Consider the following 19,944-nt stretch of genomic DNA (forward strand, 5'->3'; position numbering starts at 1 on the left):
CTAGATGCTGGATGCTGGATAAACCAAGAGCGCAAATTTCGCACCGACCACGTTTACGGGCGAGTGGGCAGATCCAGGATCTAGCATCAAGTATCCAGAATCGGGCGGGTGGCGGGAACTCAGATCACCGTCCCGTCCGGAACAACTGCATTCTTGGCCACAACGACGATCCCGTCGCGAATCGCCCAGCCATCGCCCTCGACCTCTTCGACCCCCGCCTCATTACAGATACGGACGTTGCTTCCGATCCGGGCGTTCTTGTCGATGATGGCGTTGCAGATCTCGCAGCCTTCGCCGATGCCTGGCGTCGGCTCCCCCGGCCTGGGGTCCGGATAGTGGGAGTCGATCCCCATGATCAGAGCGTTTCGAACGACGGACTTCCGGATCGATCCTCGAAGGCCGACGATGGCGTTCTCGAGCTCGGAGTCCTTCACACTCGACCCGTCAGAGAGGAGCGCACGATCGAACCTGCACCTGTGGAGGCGAGCCCCCGGGAGGTAGCGGGGCCGCGTGTAGATCGGCCACGCCTGATCGTGAAAGGTGAACTGCGGCGTCTCCTGTACCAGGTCCATGTGGGCCTCGAAGAAAGCACCGATGGTCCCGATGTCCCGCCAATAGCCCTTGAAGAAATGAGCCTGCACCCGTCGATTCGAGACCTCGGCGGGAATGATGTCGCCTCCGAAATCCACCAGCGTGTTGTCGAGCGATTCGATGAGCGCTTCCTTGCGAAAGATGTAGATCCCCATCGACGCCAGGTACGGCAGATCCGAGGAAACGCCCTTCGCCTCGAGGAGGCGCGGCGACACCTCCATACCTGCCCGTTCCCGGTCGGTCGAGGGCTTTTCGCGAAACTCGACGATTCGTCCGCTGTCGTCCACCCTCACCGCACCGAAGCCGGCGATCTCCTCGCTCGAGCAGGGTTTGACCGCGATGGTGATGTCGGCGTCGTTCTCGATGTGATCGTGCAGGAGTTGGCGATAGTCCATGCGATACATGTGGTCGCCGGCGAGGATCAGCACGTGTTCACCGGGGAGCTGGGCGAAGATGCGGAGATTCTGCCTCACCGCGTCTGCGGTGCCCTGGAACCAGGTCTGGACTGTCGGAGTCTGCTGGGCGGCGAGGATCTGCACGTAGCCGCGCGAGAAGGCGTCGAAGCGATAGGTGCGGCCGATATGACGGTGCAGGGACACGGAGTTGAACTGGGTCAATACGTACATGCGCTCCATGCCCGAGTTGATGGCGTTCGAGATCGGAATGTCGATCAAACGGTATTTTCCGGCCACCGGAACCGCCGGCTTGCTGCGCTGCAACGTCAGCGGAGCCAGGCGAGTGCCACGCCCACCACCGAGGATCAGAACCGTCACATCCAAGTTGCACTCGTCGAGCGCGCTCATTCAATCCTCCTCGAGCAATCTTGGGCCAGTGTAGCCGCTCCAGAATCGGCTGCAAAGTTCGCGTGCCATGTGTCGTGCAGATCACCCGTGATTGCCGGATTCCCATGTAGCATGATCGCGCATGAGTGAAAACCGATCTCGCGCTCGGCCGGTGAACGGCGTTCGTTCCGCGGTTCTCGCGGCAACCGCCGTGATCCTGACCGGGATCGCCTGGGGCCTCGGCTGGTTGCCGCCCATGGAACGCGCAACCGGGGACCTTCTCCTGCGAATCTCCACCCGCGGCCTCGACGCAGATCCCACCGTCGTGGCGATACTGATCGATGACCTCGCAGTCGAACGCTACGGCCCCTTGCCGTGGCCCCGCGACCGGTATGCAAATCTCGTAGCGGTCGCGGCCGCCGCCGGGGCTCGGGGATTCGCGATCGACGTCCTCTTGTCGGAACCGACCAGCCCTGAGAGCGACATTGCCCTCGCTCGCGCTCTCAGGAAGACGCCGGCCGTCCTCGCAGCCGCCTTCGATCACCAAGGTCGATGGTTGCTCCCGATGGATATCTTTGGAGGCTCGGGAGCCGCGGCTCATGCGTACGGGGAGGTCGGTCCGGACGGGGTGGTGCGCACCGTCGCCGCAACCAAACAGGGAAACGGCCTCTCCCTCCCCGCCCTCTCACTCGCGGCCGCTCGGCTCCTGAGGCCGGAGCTGGCGATCGAGCCCGGCTCGATTCTGCGCCCGGAATTCCGGCCCGCGCCCCAGCACATCCCGGCGCTCGGCACGGTCGACGTACTCGACAAGAATTTTGACCCGCGGGACCTTGACGGCAGATTGGTATTCGTCGGTGTCTCGGCAACGGGCGCAGGCGATCAGTTCGTCGTTCCCACTGGCCCGCGCCACCAACCGGTGCCAGGCGTTCTGTCTCACGCCTCGGCGGCGGCTTCCATCCTCCAGAACCGACTTCTCCGGGTCCCCGGGTGGGGCTGGTCTCTGGCCGCTGCACTGCTGCTTTCATTCGGCGTGCAGCTCACCCGTGACCATCGCGGCGAGTTCGATCTCGGAGTCTTCGTAGTTCTCGTCGCCGGTATGGTTCTGATCGCGATGCTGGCCGTCCGCTACAGTCTGCTACTTCTTCCGACAATCTCGATGCTGACAGTGGTCGTCCTGTCAGCCCTCCTCCGAGAAACCGTCGAGTCACGGGCAGCGCGGAGGGAGAGCGGTCGTCTGCTGGAGGCTGTGCTGGAGCACGTTGGAGGCTCGACTTCGCCCGTTCCGAGAACCGCTGCGGGCCGCCTCGATGCCCTCCGACAAGTCCAGAGGCGGGTCCTCGAAGACGACGCCCGCCGCCAGGCCCTGCTCGAGGGAATGGACGAAGGGGTCGTCCTCTGGGATTTGAATGGCGAGGTCGTCCTCGCCAACCCGGCAGCGGGCCGCTTGTGGAACGGGCCGCTCGACATCGGCCAGATCTCACCGAAACAGGAGACCAGCAGTCCCCTGGTCGTCGAGCGCAGCTCACGCCAGATCGCGGTCACGCTGACCGACCTCGGCCAAGGCCATCTCGCCATCCTGCGCGACATCACTGCCGAGCGCACCCTGGAGCAGAAACGCAGAGAGATGCAGAGGCTGGTGTCGCACGAGCTGAAGACTCCGCTGGCGTCGATTGCCGGTTTCGGTGAGAACCTCGAGCGATACGAACTCGACGGTGAGGAACAGCGTCGCGTCGCCTCCTTGATCCGCGGGGAAGCCCAGCGGCTTCAAGAGATGGTCACGGTGTTCCTCGACCTCGAACGGCTGGGAGGAGGTCACTGGGACGGCGCCACGGAGACCGTCGATCTCGGCCGTCTGGTGGCTTCACGGCTCGATGTGCTCGAGGCCGCCGCCACCTCGTACGAGGTTGGCATCGCCCGTTCGCTCGCCGACGGCTGCTGGGTTCGCGCGGTCCCCGCGCTCCTCGACCGGGTGGTCGACAACCTCGTCGGTAACGCGATCAAGTACACGGAAGCAGGAGACGTCATCGAAATCGATCTCACCCGAACCGGTGACAGCATCCGTCTCAGTGTTCGCGACCGTGGGCCAGGCATCCCCAAAGACGGAATGACACGCCTCTTCGAACGTTTCTACCGGGTACCGGGGGTCAAGGGCACCGGTGCAGGCCTCGGGCTGGCGCTGGTCAGAGAGGTGGTTGATTGGCACGGAGGATGCATAAAAATCGACAGTGAGATTGGAGCCGGCAGCACCTTCACGGTCACTTTGCCGGCGATGCGGGAGGTTTGACGAGTGGCCGCCAGAATTCTCGTCGTCGACGACGACACCGCGATGCGCGAGATGATGTCGCTGGCTCTCCGCAAGGAGGGCCACGATCTCCGAGTGGCTTCGTCGGCCGACGAGGCGCGACAGGCGATCGACGAGTCCACATTCGACGTCATCGTCACTGACATCTATCTCGGTGACGGCACCGGGCTCGAGGTGCTCGAGCATTGCCGCGAGGCGTGTCCCGAAGCCAGGGTTATCCTCGTGACTGCGCACGGAACCGTCGAGACGGCCGCCTCAGCCCGGCAGCTCGGTGTCTACGACTATCTCGCCAAGCCGTTCGATGTCGCCACCCTGGTGGACCGGGTCGCGACGGCGCTGGAGCTGGGGTCGGACGACGGCACCCAGATCGAGCTCGGACCCGAATCTCTGATCATCGGAAACGACCCGGCGATCGTCGAGGTCTACAACGCCGTCGCGCGAGTGGCGCCACTGCCAATGCCGGTGCTGGTGCGTGGTGAGACCGGCACCGGCAAGGAGCTGATCGCGCGAGCCCTGCATCGATTCGGCGCCAATCCGGCGGGAGCATTTGTTCCCCTGAACTGTGGTGCGATCCCGGAGACCCTGCTCGAGAGTGAGCTCTTCGGACATCGCAAGGGCTCATTCACCGGCGCTGACCGCGATCGCCGCGGTGCGATCGAGGCTGCCCGCGACGGCACCCTCTTTCTCGACGAGGTCGGCGAGCTGCCACCGGCGTTGCAGGTCAAGCTGTTGCGGTTTTTGCAGTCCGGAGAGGTGCGAGCGGTGGGCGCGGAGGACGCCGTACAGGTACCGGTCCGGGTGATTGCCGCGACTCACCGCGACCTCCGCGCGGAGGCCGAAGCTGGCACGTTCCGCGAAGATTTCTTCTATCGTCTCGCCGCCTACGAGATCGTGCTACCGCCGCTGCGAGAGCGGCGTTCCGACATCCCCCTGCTGGTCGAGCACTTTCGCCGCCGCAATCAGAAAGATGTTGATTCCATGGAACTTCAGTCTCCCAGTCCCGAAGTGCTGGAACTGCTGGTGAATCACGGGTGGCCCGGCAACGTCCGCGAGCTCGAGCACATCGTTCGGCGAACCATCGTCGACAGCGGTGGCCTGAGCGATGCGCGGAGCGTTCGGGCGCTACTCAGATCGGATGAGGACCAGACGGAAAACCGCATCACCCCTCCCGGGATTGGCGACGACCTCACCCTCAGGGAGCTCGAAAAGCTCCACATCGAGGCGGTGCTGGAGCGCTGTGAGGGGAACCGCACCCGGGCGGCGGAAATCCTCGGAATCGAACGAAAGTCCCTGTACCGCAAGGCCGATCGTCTCGGCATTGCGCTTGACCCTCAGGAGGTCGACCCATGAAGTGGCCCATCACATTGGTTGTTGTCTCGCTGGCTGCGCTGGCGGCCACCGTCGCGTCCGAATCCCCGGCGGTGCTGGATTACGAGGTCGTTTCGGTCAAGCGCAGTCTGCTGCTGAAAACCGAAGACGGAGAACGGGCGCTGCAGGTCGGCGACCACGCCAGGTCGGGGGACACTCTCCGAACCGGTTCGAGATCACACGCAGAGCTCGCTGTCTCCGATTATGTGGCCAGATTCGCGATCTCGGCCAAAACCAGCTTTCGCCTCTCTCATGACACGCCGGGAGTTCTCATCGAAGTGGATCGGGGCAGCCTGCGCGCTATCTTCGGAAAGCTCCCGGACGGCGACACCAGGGAACGCCTGGTAGCGACACCCTCCGCGATCCTCGCGGTTCGGGGCACGGAGTACGGCGTCGACGTGGCGAAAAACGGTGAAACCTCGATCTTCGTCTTCGAGGGAACCGTCGAGGCCTGGGAGAGGGGTGGTGCCGGCGAAAGGGTCCGGCTGCAGGCGGGCGAGACTTCGAGAATTCGCAAGGGCCGTGCTCCTTCGACTCCGAAGGCGCACGGAATCGGGTCCAACGATTGGGACCGGGGCCGACGGTCGACACCGTCCATGGGAGGTCCTCAGCAGTCCCCTGGGATGGGCAGCGCCGGATCCGGTTCGGGAAGCTCGGGCGCACGCTCTTCGTCGTCTCGCGGTGGGTCGAAACGACACGGCGGGTGAGTCGGGACAACCCGCTACGATTCTGAGCTGGACAAACGACGCACCCGAATCAGGGCCACCGTGGCCACCACACACGCCATTAGCATGAAGATCGAACCCGTGCGGAACGGCCAGGCAAAACCGAGCGCACCGTAGACAACCTCGCCCCAGAAGGGACCGATGATTCGGGCGAGGCTCGACACGCCCTGATAAACGCCCATCACTCCACCGACCTCGTCCGGATCGACGAGCTTCGAGGTGAAGGCTGAGAGCGACGGGTGGGCGATGCCCTGACCGAGGGCGAGCACCGCAAGAGCCATCAACAACGGCCCGCGCTCCGTTGTATTGGGTATGAAGCCCAGCGCCAAACAACTGAGAAGGGCGCCGGCAACGATCAACCGGACCTCGCCGAACCTTTTCGCCAACCGACCGACCAGTCCTCCCTGCACGATCGCTCCCAGCACCCCGGCGTAGACGAAGAGCCACGCGATGGTCGAGGTCGCATAGCCGAAACGAAGCTTCGCGAACTGGGCGAAGGTAGTTTCGAAATTCGCGAAAGCAAAGATGGTGCAGAAGACCATCAGCAGGCAGAGGCCGACGAGAGGATGGGACAGGGCATCAGTGAGGCTGCCGAGGCTGAGTGGATTTCGCCGTGCCTTCCGTCTGGCGTCCTTGTCGAGGGTTTCCGGAAGACGGGTCAGGACGAGAACGAAAGCGGTCATCGACGTCACGGCCGCACCGATGCCGGGGAGCCACGGTGCAACCGTCACCAGCAGGGCACCGAGAGCCGGGCCGAGAATGAAGCCGAGGCCGAAGGCCGCGCCAATGATCCCCATGCCCTTCGCCCGCTCCTCGGGTCCCGTGATGTCCGCGATCACCGCCAGCGCGGTCGAAATGTTGCCGCCTGAGATCCCGTCGATGATACGAGAAGCGAAGAGCATGCCGAGAGATCCTGCGATGCCGAAGAGCACGTAACCCACCGCCGAGCCGAACAGCGATACCAGCAAGACCGGTCTCCGCCCCACCCGGTCCGAGAGACGACCGAGAATGGGCGCCGCAATAAACTGCATGATCGAGAACGAGGCCATCAACAGCCCGAAGACGGCCGGCGACGGCCCGTATTCCTCCGCATACAGCGGCAATATCGGAATCACGATGCCGAAACCCACCAGATCGATGAAGACGATCAGGAAGACGATGCCGATCTTTGCACGATGCTCTTTCAACCAGATGCCCCTTCGCGTTGGCCGAGGGGATTCTATCGTCATCCGCCCTCGGGGAGGTGTTCGATGCTGGATGCTGGATGCTGGATGCTGGATGCTGGATGCTGGATGCTGGATGCTGGATGCTGGATGCTGGATGCTGGATGCTGGATGCTGGATGCTGGATGCTGGATGCATCGAATCAATAAGTCGTCTCGCTGAATTGTCAAGGGGTGGGCCGACGGATCGAGTATCTAATATCGAGTATCCAGTATCGGGAGGGTGGGAGGGCGGTCAGCGACGCCAGAATTCGCGCGAGAAGAGCGCGAGCAGGGTGAAGACCTCGAGGCGTCCGAAGAGCATGCAGGCGGCCAGCACCACCTTCACCTGCCCAGGGAAATGGGCGAAGTTGTCATAAGCCCCGATCTCTCCCAAACCCGGACCAACGTTGCCGATCGAAGTGAGTCCGGCCGATATCGCCGTCAGCAAATCGTAGCCGCTGGCCGCGACCACAGCTGTGCCAACCAGGGCTATCATCAGGTAGGCAGTGAGAAACGCCCAGATTCCTGACAACACCGACTCTCGCACCACGACCCCGCCGTACTTGACGGGCCGCACCGCGTGCGGATGGATGAGCCGCAGGAGGGTCGTGCGCAGCGAGGTCAGTGCGAGAAGAGCGCGCAGGCTCTTGATGCCGCCGCCGGTCGAGCCCGACATGCCGCCGAGAACCATCAGGCACAGCAGTACCAATAACGGCAAGGTTGTCCATGTTTCGAAGTCCGTGGTGCAGTACCCGGTGGTGGTCAGAATGCTGACGGTTTGAAACGCTGCGTGGCGGAGGCTGTCTCCGAGCCGATTTCCATCCTCATGTACCGTCACGAAGAGCACCAGGGTTGAAACCGCAATCACGCCGAGGAAGTAGCGCAATTCGCTATCCCGCCACACCTCGACAACGCGGCCCGTCAGGAACTTGAAATGGAGCACGAAGTTGATGCCGGCCAACAGCATGAAGAAGATCACGATCCACTCGACGGTGGCCGAACCAAACTCCCCGACCGACGTGTTCTTGGTGGAGAAACCTCCGGTCGCGAGCGTCGTGAACGAGTGGCACAGTGCATCGAACCAGCTCAGACCTGCCAGACGAAGCGCCACGCACTCCGCGCCGGTGAACCCCACGTAGACCAGCCACAAGGTGCGGGCCGTCGTCGCAAGACGCGGCTTGACCTTGTCCGCCACCGGGCCCGGCACTTCGGCCTTGAAAAGCTGCATGCCTCCGATGCCGAGCAGGGGCAGAATAGCGATGGTGAATAGAATGATCCCCATGCCGCCCAGCCATTGGCTCATCGCGCGCCACAAGAGCAGCGCTCGCGGAATCAGGGTAGTATCCGTGATCACGGTCGAACCGGTCGTCGTGAATCCCGACACCGACTCGAAGAACGCGTCCACCGGTCCCAGGCTGCCGGTCACGAGATAGGGCACCGAACCTACCAGTGAGACCGCGATCCAGGCCCCGGAGACCACCAGGAAACCGTCCCTGGGACGGATGTGCCGGTCGATCGGTGGACGGACGCGCACCAACAGGAGGCCGATAATGCCGCCGATCGCAATCGCCGCTACCCACGGCTCGAGAGACTCGCGATAGAAGAGGCTCGCCAGAAGCGGAAGGCAGAGGAAGGCGCAGTCGAGCAGCAGCAGCCAACCGAGCAGGTAGGTGACGAAGCGGCGGTTCATCCGGGGCGTGTCCCCTGCTCCCGCGTCATGCCACGACGACTCTGTCGAGACTCGAAGCCATATCGGTCTCGGCCGCGACAATCACGTGATCACCTGGCTCGATGCGGTGGTCGCCACCGGGAATGAAAATATCGTCTCCGTGTTGCACGGCCACGATCAGAATGCCACGCGGCAGACCGAGCTCGGACAGCGGCGAAGATACCAGGCGACTCCCCGCGACGGCCTCGAGCTCGAAAACCTCCACCGAGTCCTCGAGCAACGCGGCCACCGCCTTGATCCGGCCTTTGCGCGCAAACTGGAGGGCGTGGCTCACCGACAACAGCCGAGGCGAGATGATTGCATCGATGCCGAGGTCACCCACCAGTCCGGACAGGGCCGAATTGTCGACCAGTGCGAAGGTGTGGGCGGCGCCCATCTTTCCGGCCAACAGACAGGCCACCACGTTTTCTTCATGGCTGTCCGTGCACGCGACGAAACCAGCGACCCGATCCGCGCCTTCCTCGCGTAGAAGCTCGCGGTCTGTAGGGCTGCCGTGAACCACCAGAGTATCGGAGAGCTCCGCCGCCGCCCGGTCGCAGGCGGGACGACGATCGTCGATCAGCGTCACAGGAACCCCGTCTCCTTCCAGCCGTTTGGCGAGGGCAATTCCAATCCGCGTGGCACCGGCAATCATCACCCGTTTTTCCGCACCCTTCGGTTGGCCGAGCAGCACCAGCACGTTGTCCAGCTCGGATGGATCCAACGCGAAATAGACCAGGTCCCCCGCCCGGATCTCGTCGTCCCCATAGGGCACCCGCCACCGACCATCGCGGCGGATTGCGACCACCAACATCGGCGTCGCAGGGAACAGGAGTCTGAGGTGCGACAGAAGCAGACCCGAGAACTCGCTGTCCGGCTTGATATGGAAACCGGCTACCAGCAGCTTTCCTTCGGAGAACGAAACGACGTCGACCGCACCCGGTACCGGCAGCAAGGAGAGGATCTTCTCCACCGACGCCTGGTCCGGATTGATGGCGACCCTCTCCTCGCCCGGTTCGCGGGCGATGCGACGAAAGCCCTCCTCGTGCCCGGGATCCCGCAGCCTCGCGGCCACCCTGGGCACCTTGAAGATCACCGAGCCGACCAACGCGACCACCATGTTGGCTTCATCCGAATCGGTTGTCGCCAGCAGGAGATCCGCACTTTCGATTCCCGCGTTCATGAGAACCGGGATCGTCGCACCGTTGCCGTTGATCGTCTGGACGTCCAGTTTTTCGTTGAGATCGGCGATCAACTCCTGGTCCTGCTCGACAACCACAACGTCATGGCCGTCACGCGACAACTTCTCCGCCAGAGTCGATCCGACGAGCCCCCCCCCGACGACAACCGCTTTCATGCCCCGGACGTTCCGCGAGACGAGAGTTCAGACAGAGTTTTGATCATGATGGGGTAAGTTTACACGGACGTCGATTTCGGATTTGGAATTTCGGAATTCGGATTTCCCGCCCCACCCCTCGGAGAACCCAAGGGTCGGTGGTATTCCTCATTCCGAATTCGAAACCCGCTACGGGTTCGCACCGTCTTCGATCCAGCGGCGATAGAGATCGAGCTCGGGCTCCCGAAGCTTCTTCGAGCCGGTCAGCGTCCGAGGCATGCCCTTCCCCTTCTCCGTAGCATGTTCCAATTTCATCCACAGATAGGAGCTCTCGGGATCTCCCGGCGTCACCAGGGCAACATCCGGCTCCTGGACCGATCGCGGACCGACCAATCGGCCGTATCCGGTTCCCTGGTCCAGCACGAGGTCGGCCTTGGCTTCACCAGTCTGATGACAGCTCAGGCAATGGGCGAGCACCAGTGGCTCGAGGTGCTCCGCATACGAGACCGGCGTGCCGACCGGCACATCTGGAACCTGCGCGCCGCATCCCGCGATAACGACCAGCGCGAACCCAACAACAGTCGCCTTTGAGGTCCTCACGCCAACCTCCCGGATGCGGTGATCAGCTACCCGGGTGGCGCCGGATCATGCCGAGGCGGGTCGCGCAGTCGATGCTGACCTCGAGCGGCTCTCCGACTCGCACATGGCGAACGTTGCGGCTCTCCCAGACGGACTCCTGCTCGTCAAGCCAGTCCCAATCGATACGGCCATTGCCATCGTGCTCGACCGACATGTAAAGCACCTGGTTGCTGAGCAGCCGGTGGAAGAAGTGGGTACCGTGGCTGAGGCTGGTCGGTGCGTCTGGCAACGTGGCTTCGACGATCACGCGCGCTGCCGAGATTTGGCCCCAGGCGACGGGCACGCCAAATCGGTCGTCGGTGGTCCCCCACCGTCCGAGGCCGATGTAGATCGCGTGCCGGCCTTCCTCCACCAGGCCTCTGTTCACGGCGTCCAGCTCTGAGGCCATCATCCTCGTTGCACCACGGTCAAAGTTCTGCGGACGGAGATACACGACATCGGTGAGATCCTTGCGGGCGCCGTGGCCAAGGCAATTGTCTGAAGCGACGACGATTTCTGCCGCATCCAGATCGACCTCTGTCACCTTCGACCGTTCGCCCGGAGTCAGCATCGGACGCACCTGCAGGAAAGCGACCTCCATCGGCATGGCTCGGTCAGCGTCGAGGTTGACGGCGACCTCGATCTCGGCCTCTCCGTTGACGGCGTTGCACGCCAACTCGAGGAGATTCTCCATCATCGGTGTAAACGGGATCGTCTTCGACTCGAGGATAGGTGCAAAGGTGAGCGCCCGCGGTCCGGCACCACTGATGCCGGACCTCAACTGATCCGATGCGGGGTCATAGGTGGAGGCGAGGTAGGTCAGGGTGCCGTCGGCCTCGGCGTCGGCCAGCCCGGCCCGCACGAGACAGGCGGCCTCACGCACCGGATCCGGTGGCGGCGGATCTCCGACGTTGACGGCCCAGAAGCTGTTCTGCGTGAATTCGAGGAGGTCGCGTGTGCTCTTGAACGGCGGAGGCGCCAGAGGGCGGTGGGGGCAGTAGCTCCATACGTGGTCGCCGTCCGAGATCGACTTGCCGAGACCGAGGGCCAGCGACACCACACCATCCTCACGGCTGTTGCCCGGGACCGGGTAGTGGTTGTACGACCTGGCGAGGGCCGACAAGGTGGGATAGAACCGGCCGTCGTACCTCCTTCCGGTCACCTCCTGAATGACCACCGCCATCTTTTCGGCGTCGTCTGCCAACCCGGCAGCGCGGCGAGAGAAGACGGCGCTTTCGAAGAAGGTCGATGCCCAGGCGAGCTTAAGGGCGCTCGAGAGACGCTGGTATCGCGCTTGGTCGGAGGGCTCTGTGTTGGGGATCATCTTCGAGGCGAAAATTCCGGCAAAGGGGCGATGGCTCGCATCTTCGAGAAAGCTCGAGGGCCGGATTGCGAGCGGTACACGAAGGATGTCGAGCACGGCACGCAGCTCGGCTCTCAGCTCCTCCGACAGCTCGGCGCGTTGAAAGGCATCCGCAATCTCACTGTCCGGGAGGTCCTCCTGAACCACCTGCCAGAGACGGTTGCGGTCCATGAACTCGGTAAAGACATCGGTCGCGACCACGATCGCCCGCGGCACTTCGACGGTGACGCCGTCAAATCGTGCAGCATCGAACCGCGGCAAAATTTCGTCCTGAATCTGCTTGAGGCCAACCGCTTTGCCCCCGATACTCCCCTTCCCGAGGCGCATGATCTGGTGCTCGGAGCCGAAGGTATCCGGGTCGAACTTGGGAACTCCAGTGTCGATTGTGTTCTCCATGCGCGAAGCCTCGCGCTTTCCGGCCGCCGTGTCAACACCCCAACTGCTTCCAGTCACGGTAATTCGAATGCGAGGCAGTCGTCAGGGAACGTACTGGTCGATCGACGGAGAGGCACGGCGACCCTGTTGAGGTACCCTCATGTCTCTCGAGCCATGGGCCGAGCTAAGAGTCATGATCACTCCGTCACGTCCTTCGACCGCTTCACGAAGAACCTGGGTGCTCGGTGCGTTCGTGGTGGTTCTTCTGGCGGAGGCGGCGTTTCTGATCTTGGTCGTCATAGAACGGGGCGTCTTCGAGTACATCGGTCTCGACTACCGAGGCTCCCGCACCGCCGGCCAAGTCATCGTCGAGCACGGCCTCGGAGCAGCTTACGATTCCTCCCTGTTGGAGGGACCTCAACACGAGCTCTACGAAAAATTCGTTCGCCAGTCGAAGCTGCACGGACTCCCGTTCTACGTGATACCTGCTCCCTACCCTCCCCCATTTACGCTCGCTTTCGTGCCCTCGACCGTGCTGCCGCCGATTCCGGGTTTCATCGCCTGGACGCTTTTTCATGCCGTTATTCTCGCGCTCTATCAGCTACGCCTGGCAAGATGCTTCGCCGTCACGCGACCCGGCTTACTCATCGCCGCCGTCTTGCTCTCTGGACCTGCGTTCATCCACCTCATCATGGGCCAGCTGAGTGTCTGGCTGGTGGTGTTTTTCGGCGAATCTCTTGTCGCCTTCGAAAAACGCAGGCACGTGAAGTGCGGCATCTGGCTGTCGTTCCTGATCTGCAAGCCGCAAGTTCTCGTCCTGATTCTCCCCGCGCTTCTGCTCGCTCGCCAGTGGCACGTTCTTCTTGGCATGATCATGGCGACTGCTGCACTGATCGCGCCGACCTTTCTCCTTTCCCCGGGATGGTTCGCCGACTTCCTGGGCGGGATCTATGATGCGGCCGGCTCGAGCGGGACGGTGATGAACATCTTCCCTTCTTCCATGACCAACTGGCGAGCCTTCGCACTCAACGCGAGCCACTATTTTCCTCCGAAAATCGTCTGGCCAGCCGCTGCAGCGGCGATGCTCGCCACCGCCGTCGCCGGGCTCTCATGTTCATCGGGTTTACGTTCAAGAGCCCTGGGGCGACAGCGTCTCGCGTGGCTCGGGCTCGCCGCCTCCACCTGCGCTTTCTCGTGGCACGCCCACGTCCATCAATCGCTTCTGCTCGTTCCGCCCCTCTTCGCCGTCGTTGGCTTGTGGCCCGGATTGAAGGATCGCGCGGTGTTCGCTTTCCTGGGGACGTCTGCCGTTTTTCTCGTGTTCTCGGCCGTCCTTGGCATCGGCGAGGCGCACGACATTCTGGGCTTGACTATGTTGGCGGGCCTCATCGTCATCACCGCATACTGCGCTCTCTCGCTGCAGGCCGACCCAACGCCCGGTTGATGTCGCTGCGGGGAGCACGACGCCGACCGGTTCCGCCGGTCCGATCCGCTCTGCCACAGAAAGGCTCACGTTCGTGTGCGCCGTAGCCGTGTGCGCCGTAGCGGAATTGTCGGGTGACACCGCCAGGTCGGCCGCGTATTGTAGGCGCCGGAGGAAGAAATGAACGACCGATCCGGGCATTGGGACGCAGATCTTTTCCGCCGCGAAGGACATCGCATGGTCGACTGGATCGCTGGTTACCTCGATGGCGACAGTCGCGAGCACCCGGTGCTGTCGAAGGTCCAGCCGGGAGAAGTGGCCGGCAAGCTCCCGAACGAAATGCCGGTCAGCGCCGAGGACCCCGAAGATGTCTGGCAGGATTTTCTCGAAATCGTCCTGCCCGGTGTGACCCACTGGAACCACCCCGGGTTCATGGCCTATTTCGGAATTACCGGCTCAGGGCCCGGCGTGCTCGGTGAGATGCTGTCCGCGGCACTCGACGTCAACGGCATGCTGTGGCGGACCTGTCCCTCTGCTACCGAGCTCGAGCTCAAGGTCCTCGATTGGCTGCGCCGCGGCCTCGGCCTTCCGGAAGATTTCTTCGGTTTTCTCACCGACACCGCCTCCATCTCGTCGCTCCTTGCCCTCGCGGCTGCGCGTGAGGCGGCCGATCCGGAGATCCGCCATCATGGAATGACCGGACGCGGAGTCCAGCCGGCTATGCGGGTCTATGCCTCCGATCAGGCCCACTCGTCGATTGCCAAGGCGTGCCTGACCCTCGGCCTCGGGCTCGAGGGCTTCCGTGCCGTGCCGCATGATGCGGAATACCGCATGGATACCGAGGCCCTCGCTCGTATGGTCGCCGAGGACCGTGCCACTGGTTACCGTCCGATAGCGGTCGTGGCGACGGTCGGCACGACCTCGACAACCTCGGTCGATCCGTGCAATGAGATCGTAGAGATTTGCACTCGAGAGGGCATTTGGATGCACGTGGATGCGGCATATGCAGGATCTATCGCCCTAAATGACAAATATAAGTGGTGTATAAGTGGATGTGAACGCGCAGATTCATTCGTTTTCAACCCGCACAAGTGGCTTTTTGTACCAATTGACGCATCAGCCCTTTACACGCGACACCCCGACGTATTCCGCCGCGCGTTCTCGCTGGTGCCCGAGTATCTCACCACCCCGCTGACCGGCCAGGTCGTGGATCTGATGGACTACGGCGTTCAACTCGGCCGGCGTTTCCGGGCGCTCAAGCTGTGGTGGGTTCTGCGCTGTTTCGGTCTTGAAGGGATTCGCGAGCGTCACTCCCGTCACGTTGCCATGGCGGCCGATTTCGCCGCCTGGATCGACGCCGAGCCCTCGTTCGAGCGCATGGCGCCCAGTCCGTTCTCCGTGGTGTGCTTTCGCGCCCGACCCGAAGGGCTCGAAGGTGAGTCGCTCGACGAATTCAATATGGCGCTCCTCGAGGAGGTCAACGCTTCGGGCGAAATCTTTCTGTCTCACACCAAACTCGACGACGGGATCGCCCTTCGGGTCGCCATCGGCAACCTCGGCACCGCCGAGGCTGACGTCGACCGGTGTCGTGAGCTGTTGAAGGAGGGCTTCACGTGCCTCTCCCTCCGCTGAAGGACGATGCCGGTGTTGTAGCCAAGCTGAAGGCAACCGCCATGCTTGCGGTCGGTTTCGGGACCCTGCTGCCCTTCAACCTGCTCCAGCTTCTGAGCCTGGTATTACTGCCCTTTTCCCGCGATGCGTTTCGGGCGTTCAACCGGTGGTGTGCCGACACCTGGTGGGGCTGGTGCGTGACTGGGGCCGAGTGGATCAACGGCACCCGCGTGATCTTCACCGGCGACGAAGTGCCGATGCGCGAGGACGCAATGCTGATCGCAAACCACCAGCAGATGCCCGACATCACGGCGATCATGAAGTTCTGCAAAACAAAGGACCGTCTCGGTGACATGAAGTACTTCGTCAAGAAGCAGCTCAAGTGGGTGCCCGGTCTTGGCTGGGGTATGCAGTTCCTCGACTGCCTGTTCATCGATCGGGACTGGACCTCGGACCAGGAGAAGATCCGGCGTACCTTCGATCGCCTGGTGAGCGGAGAGGTGCCCGTGCACCTCGTTTCCTTCGTCGAAGGCACCCGTTTCTCACTCGCCAAGCTGCGTGACGCCCAGGCCTACGCGCGCACACACGGGCTGCCCGTCCCCCGTCATACGCTGGTCCCGCGCAGCAAGGGGTTCGCTGCGTCGATCGAGGGGCTCCGCAGCCATATCACCACGGTCTACGATCTCACCATCGGCTATGAGAACGGTGTGCCGAGCCTGTGGCAGTACATCGAGGGCCTGGTCACGCGCATCCACGTCCACGTTCGACGCTTCCCGATCGAAGACCTGCCGCATTCCGCCGACGACCTGAGAGAGTGGCTGCTCGCCCGGTGGGAAGAAAAGAACACGCTCTTCGACCACTACTACGCGACTGGTGAATTCCCCGAGGAACCGGTGTCTCTGAGTTGAAAGTTGAGAACTGAGAGATGAGAGTTCCCGCCCTACCCTCAAGAGGGCCTCAACTCGTAATTCTCAACTCTCAACTCTTGACTCTCAACTCTTAACTTGGCTTTCGGTCTCTGCTGGACAGAAGAGCCGCTGGGTCCACAGATGCAGTGCGACGGCGAGAGCGAGGAGCGCGGCGCCAGTCGCCTGGTGCGCGGTCGTGATCGTTACCTCGATCGTGGTCGGCGAGCCGACCGTCGCCTTGCCCTGAGTGACCGCGAGAGCCGCGATACCGAGGAAGACCTGGATCGATGCCAGGCTGATCAGGGCCTTCCCGAGAAACTCCACCGGCCACGAGCCGCGGTAGAGTCCCCAGGCGCGGCCACCGACCATCACCGCCAGCAGGATCACGATCGTGGCCAGGCAAATGTGGACGATCAGCAGTGCCGCCATGTGCCGCTGGGCGGCACCGAGCATGAGCTGCAGGAACATGATGACGACGAGCCACCTCTGGAACACGCGATCGTCCTTGAAATGGGGGCGCGGCACCGCCTCGGGGGCAGTCAGCCAGAGGCGGCTGGTAACTACCGCAATGCTCACGACCACTGTCAGGAACACCTGACCCAGGACGCCGTGAATCATCGCGAGTGTGAGGCTTGGTGCCATGTCCTCCGGCGCCGTGCTGAAGGTGAAGCCGCCAGTGACCCTGAGGCCGCCGAGAACCCCCTGCAGGACCACCAGCACGATCGCGGCCACGCCGAGCCACTTGAGCCTGGCCCGATCATCGAATCGCCACAAACGAATCGCGAGGCCGACTGTCGTCAGTCCGACCAGTGCACCGAATAACCGGTGCGCGTGCTCGTAGTAAATTCCACCAGTCATTCGGGAAAGCGGAAAAAGGAACATGTTCGAGCCGAAGCTGTTCGGCCAGTCGACGACCGCGAGGCCAGCCTCGTTGCTGGTGACCAGCCCGCCGGCAACCACCAAGAGGAAGGTCGCCACTACCGCGACCTTTGAAAACAAAGCTGTCCAGTCGGAGGCCGTGGCATGGCTGCCTGCCCTGCCGGAGGCTGCCGCGAATCCTCCGGAAAGCAGAGCCACCGCGAGAATCGAACCTGGTATCCACCAGATGGCCGAGGGGAGCACACCGCCACCCTCTGCTGGTGTCAGGAGGCTCCCCAGAATCAGCAGGTTGAGAACCGCCGCCAGTGCACCCACCAGGACGCCCCCAAGCCAGCCACTTCCGGAATACGAGCCGGTGATCCATCCCCAAGCCGCTACCATCAACAGCATCATGCCCAGCACCAGCCAGTTCGGAGCCATGACCAGCGGGAGCCGGCATATGTAGGCGGCCGCCCACATCGAAACAGTCATCGCGAACGCGAGCGGCACAGCGTAGCTGAGTTTGGCTCCGTTGATAGTCATGCCTCACCTCCGATGCGCGAATACAATCAGAACTTCGTCGGTTATAATGCGCGGCGATCGTCGTCGCCAATTGATTTCGAGTCGAAATATACACCTGATCCGGTTGTCGTCGCAGGGAACATTGGAAAATGGAGGATGAGATCTCAGCTCGCGTCTTCTCCCACTCGGAAGCAGACGGGCGCTCCGTTCGCTCCCTTCTGACCGACTATATGGAGCTTGCCAAGGCACGACTCGGTGCGCTTGTCGTCCTCACGGCCTTTGTCGGTTACGTGTTGGGAGCACGTGACGGGGGGTCGCTGTCGGGTCTCGCGGCGGTGGTCGTTGGCACAGCCCTCAGCTCGTTCGGCGCCAATATCCTCAACCAGTGGTACGAATCGGAGCGGGACAGCCTGATGCTGCGCACCCGCGAACGCCCGTTGCCGGCGGGACGCCTCGATCGACGTACGGCGGCGGTTCTCGGAGTCGTCACCGCTTCGATCGGTCTCGCGATTCTCGCCGTCGCGACGAACTGGCTGACCACCTTTCTCTCCCTCTTCGTCATCCTCGTCTATGTGCTGATATATACCCCCCTCAAGGTCCGCACGCCGCTCAACACCGTGGTCGGCGCAGTGTGCGGCGGCGTACCACCGATGATGGGCTGGACCGCAGCTACCGGACGCCTCGACGCCGGAGCGTGGATCCTCGGCGGCATCCTCTTCGCCTGGCAGATTCCGCACTTCCTGTCCTTGGCTTGGCTCTATCGAGATGACTACGCTCGCGGAGGCTTCCAGATGTTGCCCGCGGTGGACGAGGAGGGGAGTCTCACGGGGCGCCTTTCCTTCCTGTACGCCGTGTCCCTGCTTCCGATCACTGCCGCGCTGACTGCCTTCGGAATCACCGGTGGGGCCTTTCTCATCGCCTCACAGGTGATCGGGATCGCTTTTGTCGGCCTCGGTTGGCTGTTTCTCCGAGCTCGCAGCCAGTCGACCGCGAAAAATCTCTTCCTCGCCAGTATTCTCTACCTCACGGTGCTGCTCGGTTTGATGGTCGTTGACGTCGACGACCGCGCCGTGCGCGGCGGAAATGTCGCTGCCAAATCCGCAGCCCACACGGTGGACGAGATCGAGGTCGCCGCGATGCCGTTTCGCGAAGGGCTCTGATCCGATGCAGACCCCGGCCATCATCAGAAGCGGATGGTGGGTGGGAGCGGCGGCTCTCGTCGTCAGCCTTTTGACTGTATGGATCGTAATCGGACCACTCGATCGCCGACCCGAGCTTGAGCGGACGGAATCGGAATTCGTCATCGACAATGCCGTGGTGCCAAACGATCTCGTCGTTCGGGCAATGGCAAAGGACGGGGTCGAGGTCCTTTCCGAACCGTCGACGATGCCTGCCGCCGAGGTGGACCGCATTAACGACGAGCAGCGGGGTAAGTTCCTGGTTCCCGGCGACCGGGTCATCGGCGTGACCATCGGCGATGAGGTGCGGGCCTACCCGCTCAGGCTGATGCGCTGGCACGAGGTCGTGAATGATGTCGTTGGCGGTGTGCCGATCGCCATCACCTACAGCCCGCTCTGCGACAGCGTGGTCGTGTTCAATCGAGAGGTCGGCGGCGGGGTCGTCGAGCTCGGGGTTTCCGGCTATCTCTACAACTCGAACACGCTGCTCTATGACCGCCGTCTGTCTCCCGAAGACTCACCACTCTGGTTGCAGCTCAACGGCTCGGTGGTCGCTGAACGGACGGACGGCACCTCCTCGCCACTGACATTCAGATCCGAGTCCCTCACCACCTGGGGCAAATGGCGCGACAGGCACCCGAAAACACGTGTCCTCTCACCCGTGCCGGAACTCAAGAAGCTTTACAGGCGCGACCCCTACCACTCCTATTTCGGCTCCGATCTCCTGCACTTCCCGGTCCGGCCGCTGCCCCAACCCGGACCGCTCCATCTCAAGGATCGGGTGGTCATCGTGACGGTCGATCGACGACACGAGGCATTCGCGCTGCAGGATCTGGCTTCCGCCGCAGGAGCCCTGCAAGGAGCGCTGGAGGTCGACTCTCGCGGCCTGCCGCTCCGCATCTCTTTCGATGTCCCCGCAGGCACCGCAACAGTCGAAGCGCTGGCCGAGCCGTACCGTCTGTCGGCAACTCGCCACAGTTTCTGGTTTGCATGGTACGCTGCGCGAGGAATGATTCCTGATACCGAAACAGTTCCGGAGTCAGGACACCCAGAATAAACCCGTTACAGTCAG

The 19,944-nt window shown here is 62.8% G+C and carries 15 protein-coding genes; 8 read left to right on the plus strand and 7 right to left on the minus strand.

The window, feature by feature from the left end:
• Positions 1-119: 119 nt before the first annotated feature.
• Positions 120-1,394 (minus strand): glucose-1-phosphate adenylyltransferase, encoded by a 1,275-nt coding sequence (locus LJE93_09005; GenBank protein MCG6949032.1) that lies wholly within the window; start codon positions 1,392-1,394, stop codon positions 120-122.
• Between the two features lie 121 nt (positions 1,395-1,515).
• On the opposite strand from LJE93_09005, the gene LJE93_09010 reads away from it, so the two are divergent.
• Genes LJE93_09010 through LJE93_09020 form a run of 3 tightly spaced genes read left to right on the plus strand, consistent with a single transcriptional unit; the run spans position 1,516 to position 5,750 of the window.
• Positions 1,516-3,657 carry a CHASE2 domain-containing protein gene (locus LJE93_09010; GenBank protein MCG6949033.1) on the plus strand — a complete coding sequence of 714 codons (2,142 nt, stop codon included), beginning with the start codon at positions 1,516-1,518 and terminating at the stop codon, positions 3,655-3,657.
• 3 nt (positions 3,658-3,660) lie between these two features.
• Positions 3,661-5,025, plus strand: coding sequence for a sigma-54 dependent transcriptional regulator (locus tag LJE93_09015; GenBank protein ID MCG6949034.1), 1,365 nt, complete (start codon positions 3,661-3,663; stop codon positions 5,023-5,025).
• Positions 5,022-5,750 carry a FecR family protein gene (locus LJE93_09020; GenBank protein ID MCG6949035.1) on the plus strand — a complete coding sequence of 243 codons (729 nt, stop codon included), beginning with the start codon at positions 5,022-5,024 and terminating at the stop codon, positions 5,748-5,750. The genes LJE93_09015 and LJE93_09020 overlap by 4 nt, the downstream gene beginning before the upstream one ends.
• A 14-nt stretch (positions 5,751-5,764) precedes the next feature.
• On the opposite strand, the gene LJE93_09025 is transcribed toward LJE93_09020, so the two are convergent.
• From LJE93_09025 to LJE93_09045, 5 genes are all read right to left on the minus strand, one after another.
• Complete coding sequence (locus LJE93_09025; GenBank protein MCG6949036.1) at positions 5,765-6,955, minus strand: MFS transporter; 1,191 nt, start codon at positions 6,953-6,955, stop codon at positions 5,765-5,767.
• Positions 6,956-7,225: 270 nt separating this feature from the next.
• On the minus strand, positions 7,226-8,662 hold the full coding sequence (locus tag LJE93_09030; protein ID MCG6949037.1) for a TrkH family potassium uptake protein: 1,437 nt from the start codon (positions 8,660-8,662) through the stop codon (positions 7,226-7,228).
• A 25-nt stretch (positions 8,663-8,687) separates the two neighbouring features.
• Entirely contained in the window at positions 8,688-10,037 is a 1,350-nt protein-coding gene (gene trkA, locus LJE93_09035; GenBank protein ID MCG6949038.1) for a Trk system potassium transporter TrkA, read from the minus strand.
• Positions 10,038-10,205: 168 nt separating this feature from the next.
• Positions 10,206-10,616 (minus strand): hypothetical protein, encoded by a 411-nt coding sequence (locus LJE93_09040; GenBank protein MCG6949039.1) that lies wholly within the window; start codon positions 10,614-10,616, stop codon positions 10,206-10,208.
• Positions 10,617-10,638: 22 nt separating this feature from the next.
• Positions 10,639-12,393 carry a PEP/pyruvate-binding domain-containing protein gene (locus LJE93_09045; GenBank protein MCG6949040.1) on the minus strand — a complete coding sequence of 585 codons (1,755 nt, stop codon included), beginning with the start codon at positions 12,391-12,393 and terminating at the stop codon, positions 10,639-10,641.
• Between the two features lie 139 nt (positions 12,394-12,532).
• Between LJE93_09045 and LJE93_09050 the strand changes: the two genes are divergently transcribed.
• The 3 genes from LJE93_09050 (at position 12,533) to LJE93_09060 (ending at position 16,314) form a co-directional block, all read left to right on the plus strand.
• Entirely contained in the window at positions 12,533-13,816 is a 1,284-nt protein-coding gene (locus tag LJE93_09050) for a DUF2029 domain-containing protein (GenBank protein MCG6949041.1), read from the plus strand.
• A 159-nt stretch (positions 13,817-13,975) separates the two neighbouring features.
• A complete protein-coding gene (locus tag LJE93_09055) occupies positions 13,976-15,427 on the plus strand; it encodes an amino acid decarboxylase (protein ID MCG6949042.1) in 1,452 nt (483 codons plus the stop codon).
• Complete coding sequence (locus LJE93_09060; GenBank protein ID MCG6949043.1) at positions 15,409-16,314, plus strand: lysophospholipid acyltransferase family protein; 906 nt, start codon at positions 15,409-15,411, stop codon at positions 16,312-16,314. Before LJE93_09055 ends, LJE93_09060 begins: the two co-directional genes overlap by 19 nt.
• 84 nt (positions 16,315-16,398) lie before the next feature.
• On the opposite strand, the gene LJE93_09065 is transcribed toward LJE93_09060, so the two are convergent.
• Positions 16,399-17,715 (minus strand): COX15/CtaA family protein, encoded by a 1,317-nt coding sequence (locus tag LJE93_09065; GenBank protein MCG6949044.1) that lies wholly within the window; start codon positions 17,713-17,715, stop codon positions 16,399-16,401.
• 128 nt (positions 17,716-17,843) lie between these two features.
• Here LJE93_09065 and cyoE point away from each other — a divergent pair, with 128 nt between their 5' ends.
• Positions 17,844-18,854, plus strand: a complete 1,011-nt coding sequence (gene cyoE, locus LJE93_09070) for a heme o synthase (protein MCG6949045.1) — start codon at positions 17,844-17,846, stop codon at positions 18,852-18,854.
• Between the two features lie 4 nt (positions 18,855-18,858).
• Positions 18,859-19,929 carry a DUF3179 domain-containing protein gene (locus LJE93_09075; protein ID MCG6949046.1) on the plus strand — a complete coding sequence of 357 codons (1,071 nt, stop codon included), beginning with the start codon at positions 18,859-18,861 and terminating at the stop codon, positions 19,927-19,929.
• Positions 19,930-19,944: the final 15 nt, after the last annotated feature.

The organism is Acidobacteriota bacterium (genome assembly GCA_022340665.1).
Lineage (GTDB): Bacteria > Acidobacteriota > Thermoanaerobaculia > Thermoanaerobaculales > Sulfomarinibacteraceae > Sulfomarinibacter.

What these genes read in the sequence shown, in the direction of transcription:
- LJE93_09005 (MCG6949032.1), bottom strand. Translation starts at nt 1,394, where the DNA reads ATGAGCGCGCTCGACGAGTGCAACTTGGATGTGACGGTTCTGATCCTC.
- LJE93_09010 (MCG6949033.1), top strand. Translation starts at nt 1,516, where the DNA reads ATGAGTGAAAACCGATCTCGCGCTCGGCCGGTGAACGGCGTTCGTTCC.
- LJE93_09020 (MCG6949035.1), top strand. Translation starts at nt 5,022, where the DNA reads ATGAAGTGGCCCATCACATTGGTTGTTGTCTCGCTGGCTGCGCTGGCG.
- LJE93_09030 (MCG6949037.1), bottom strand. Translation starts at nt 8,662, where the DNA reads ATGAACCGCCGCTTCGTCACCTACCTGCTCGGTTGGCTGCTGCTGCTC.
- trkA (MCG6949038.1), bottom strand. Translation starts at nt 10,037, where the DNA reads ATGAAAGCGGTTGTCGTCGGGGGGGGGCTCGTCGGATCGACTCTGGCG.
- LJE93_09045 (MCG6949040.1), bottom strand. Translation starts at nt 12,393, where the DNA reads ATGGAGAACACAATCGACACTGGAGTTCCCAAGTTCGACCCGGATACC.
- LJE93_09050 (MCG6949041.1), top strand. Translation starts at nt 12,533, where the DNA reads ATGTCTCTCGAGCCATGGGCCGAGCTAAGAGTCATGATCACTCCGTCA.
- LJE93_09055 (MCG6949042.1), top strand. Translation starts at nt 13,976, where the DNA reads ATGAACGACCGATCCGGGCATTGGGACGCAGATCTTTTCCGCCGCGAA.
- LJE93_09065 (MCG6949044.1), bottom strand. Translation starts at nt 17,715, where the DNA reads ATGACTATCAACGGAGCCAAACTCAGCTACGCTGTGCCGCTCGCGTTC.
- cyoE (MCG6949045.1), top strand. Translation starts at nt 17,844, where the DNA reads ATGGAGGATGAGATCTCAGCTCGCGTCTTCTCCCACTCGGAAGCAGAC.
- LJE93_09075 (MCG6949046.1), top strand. Translation starts at nt 18,859, where the DNA reads ATGCAGACCCCGGCCATCATCAGAAGCGGATGGTGGGTGGGAGCGGCG.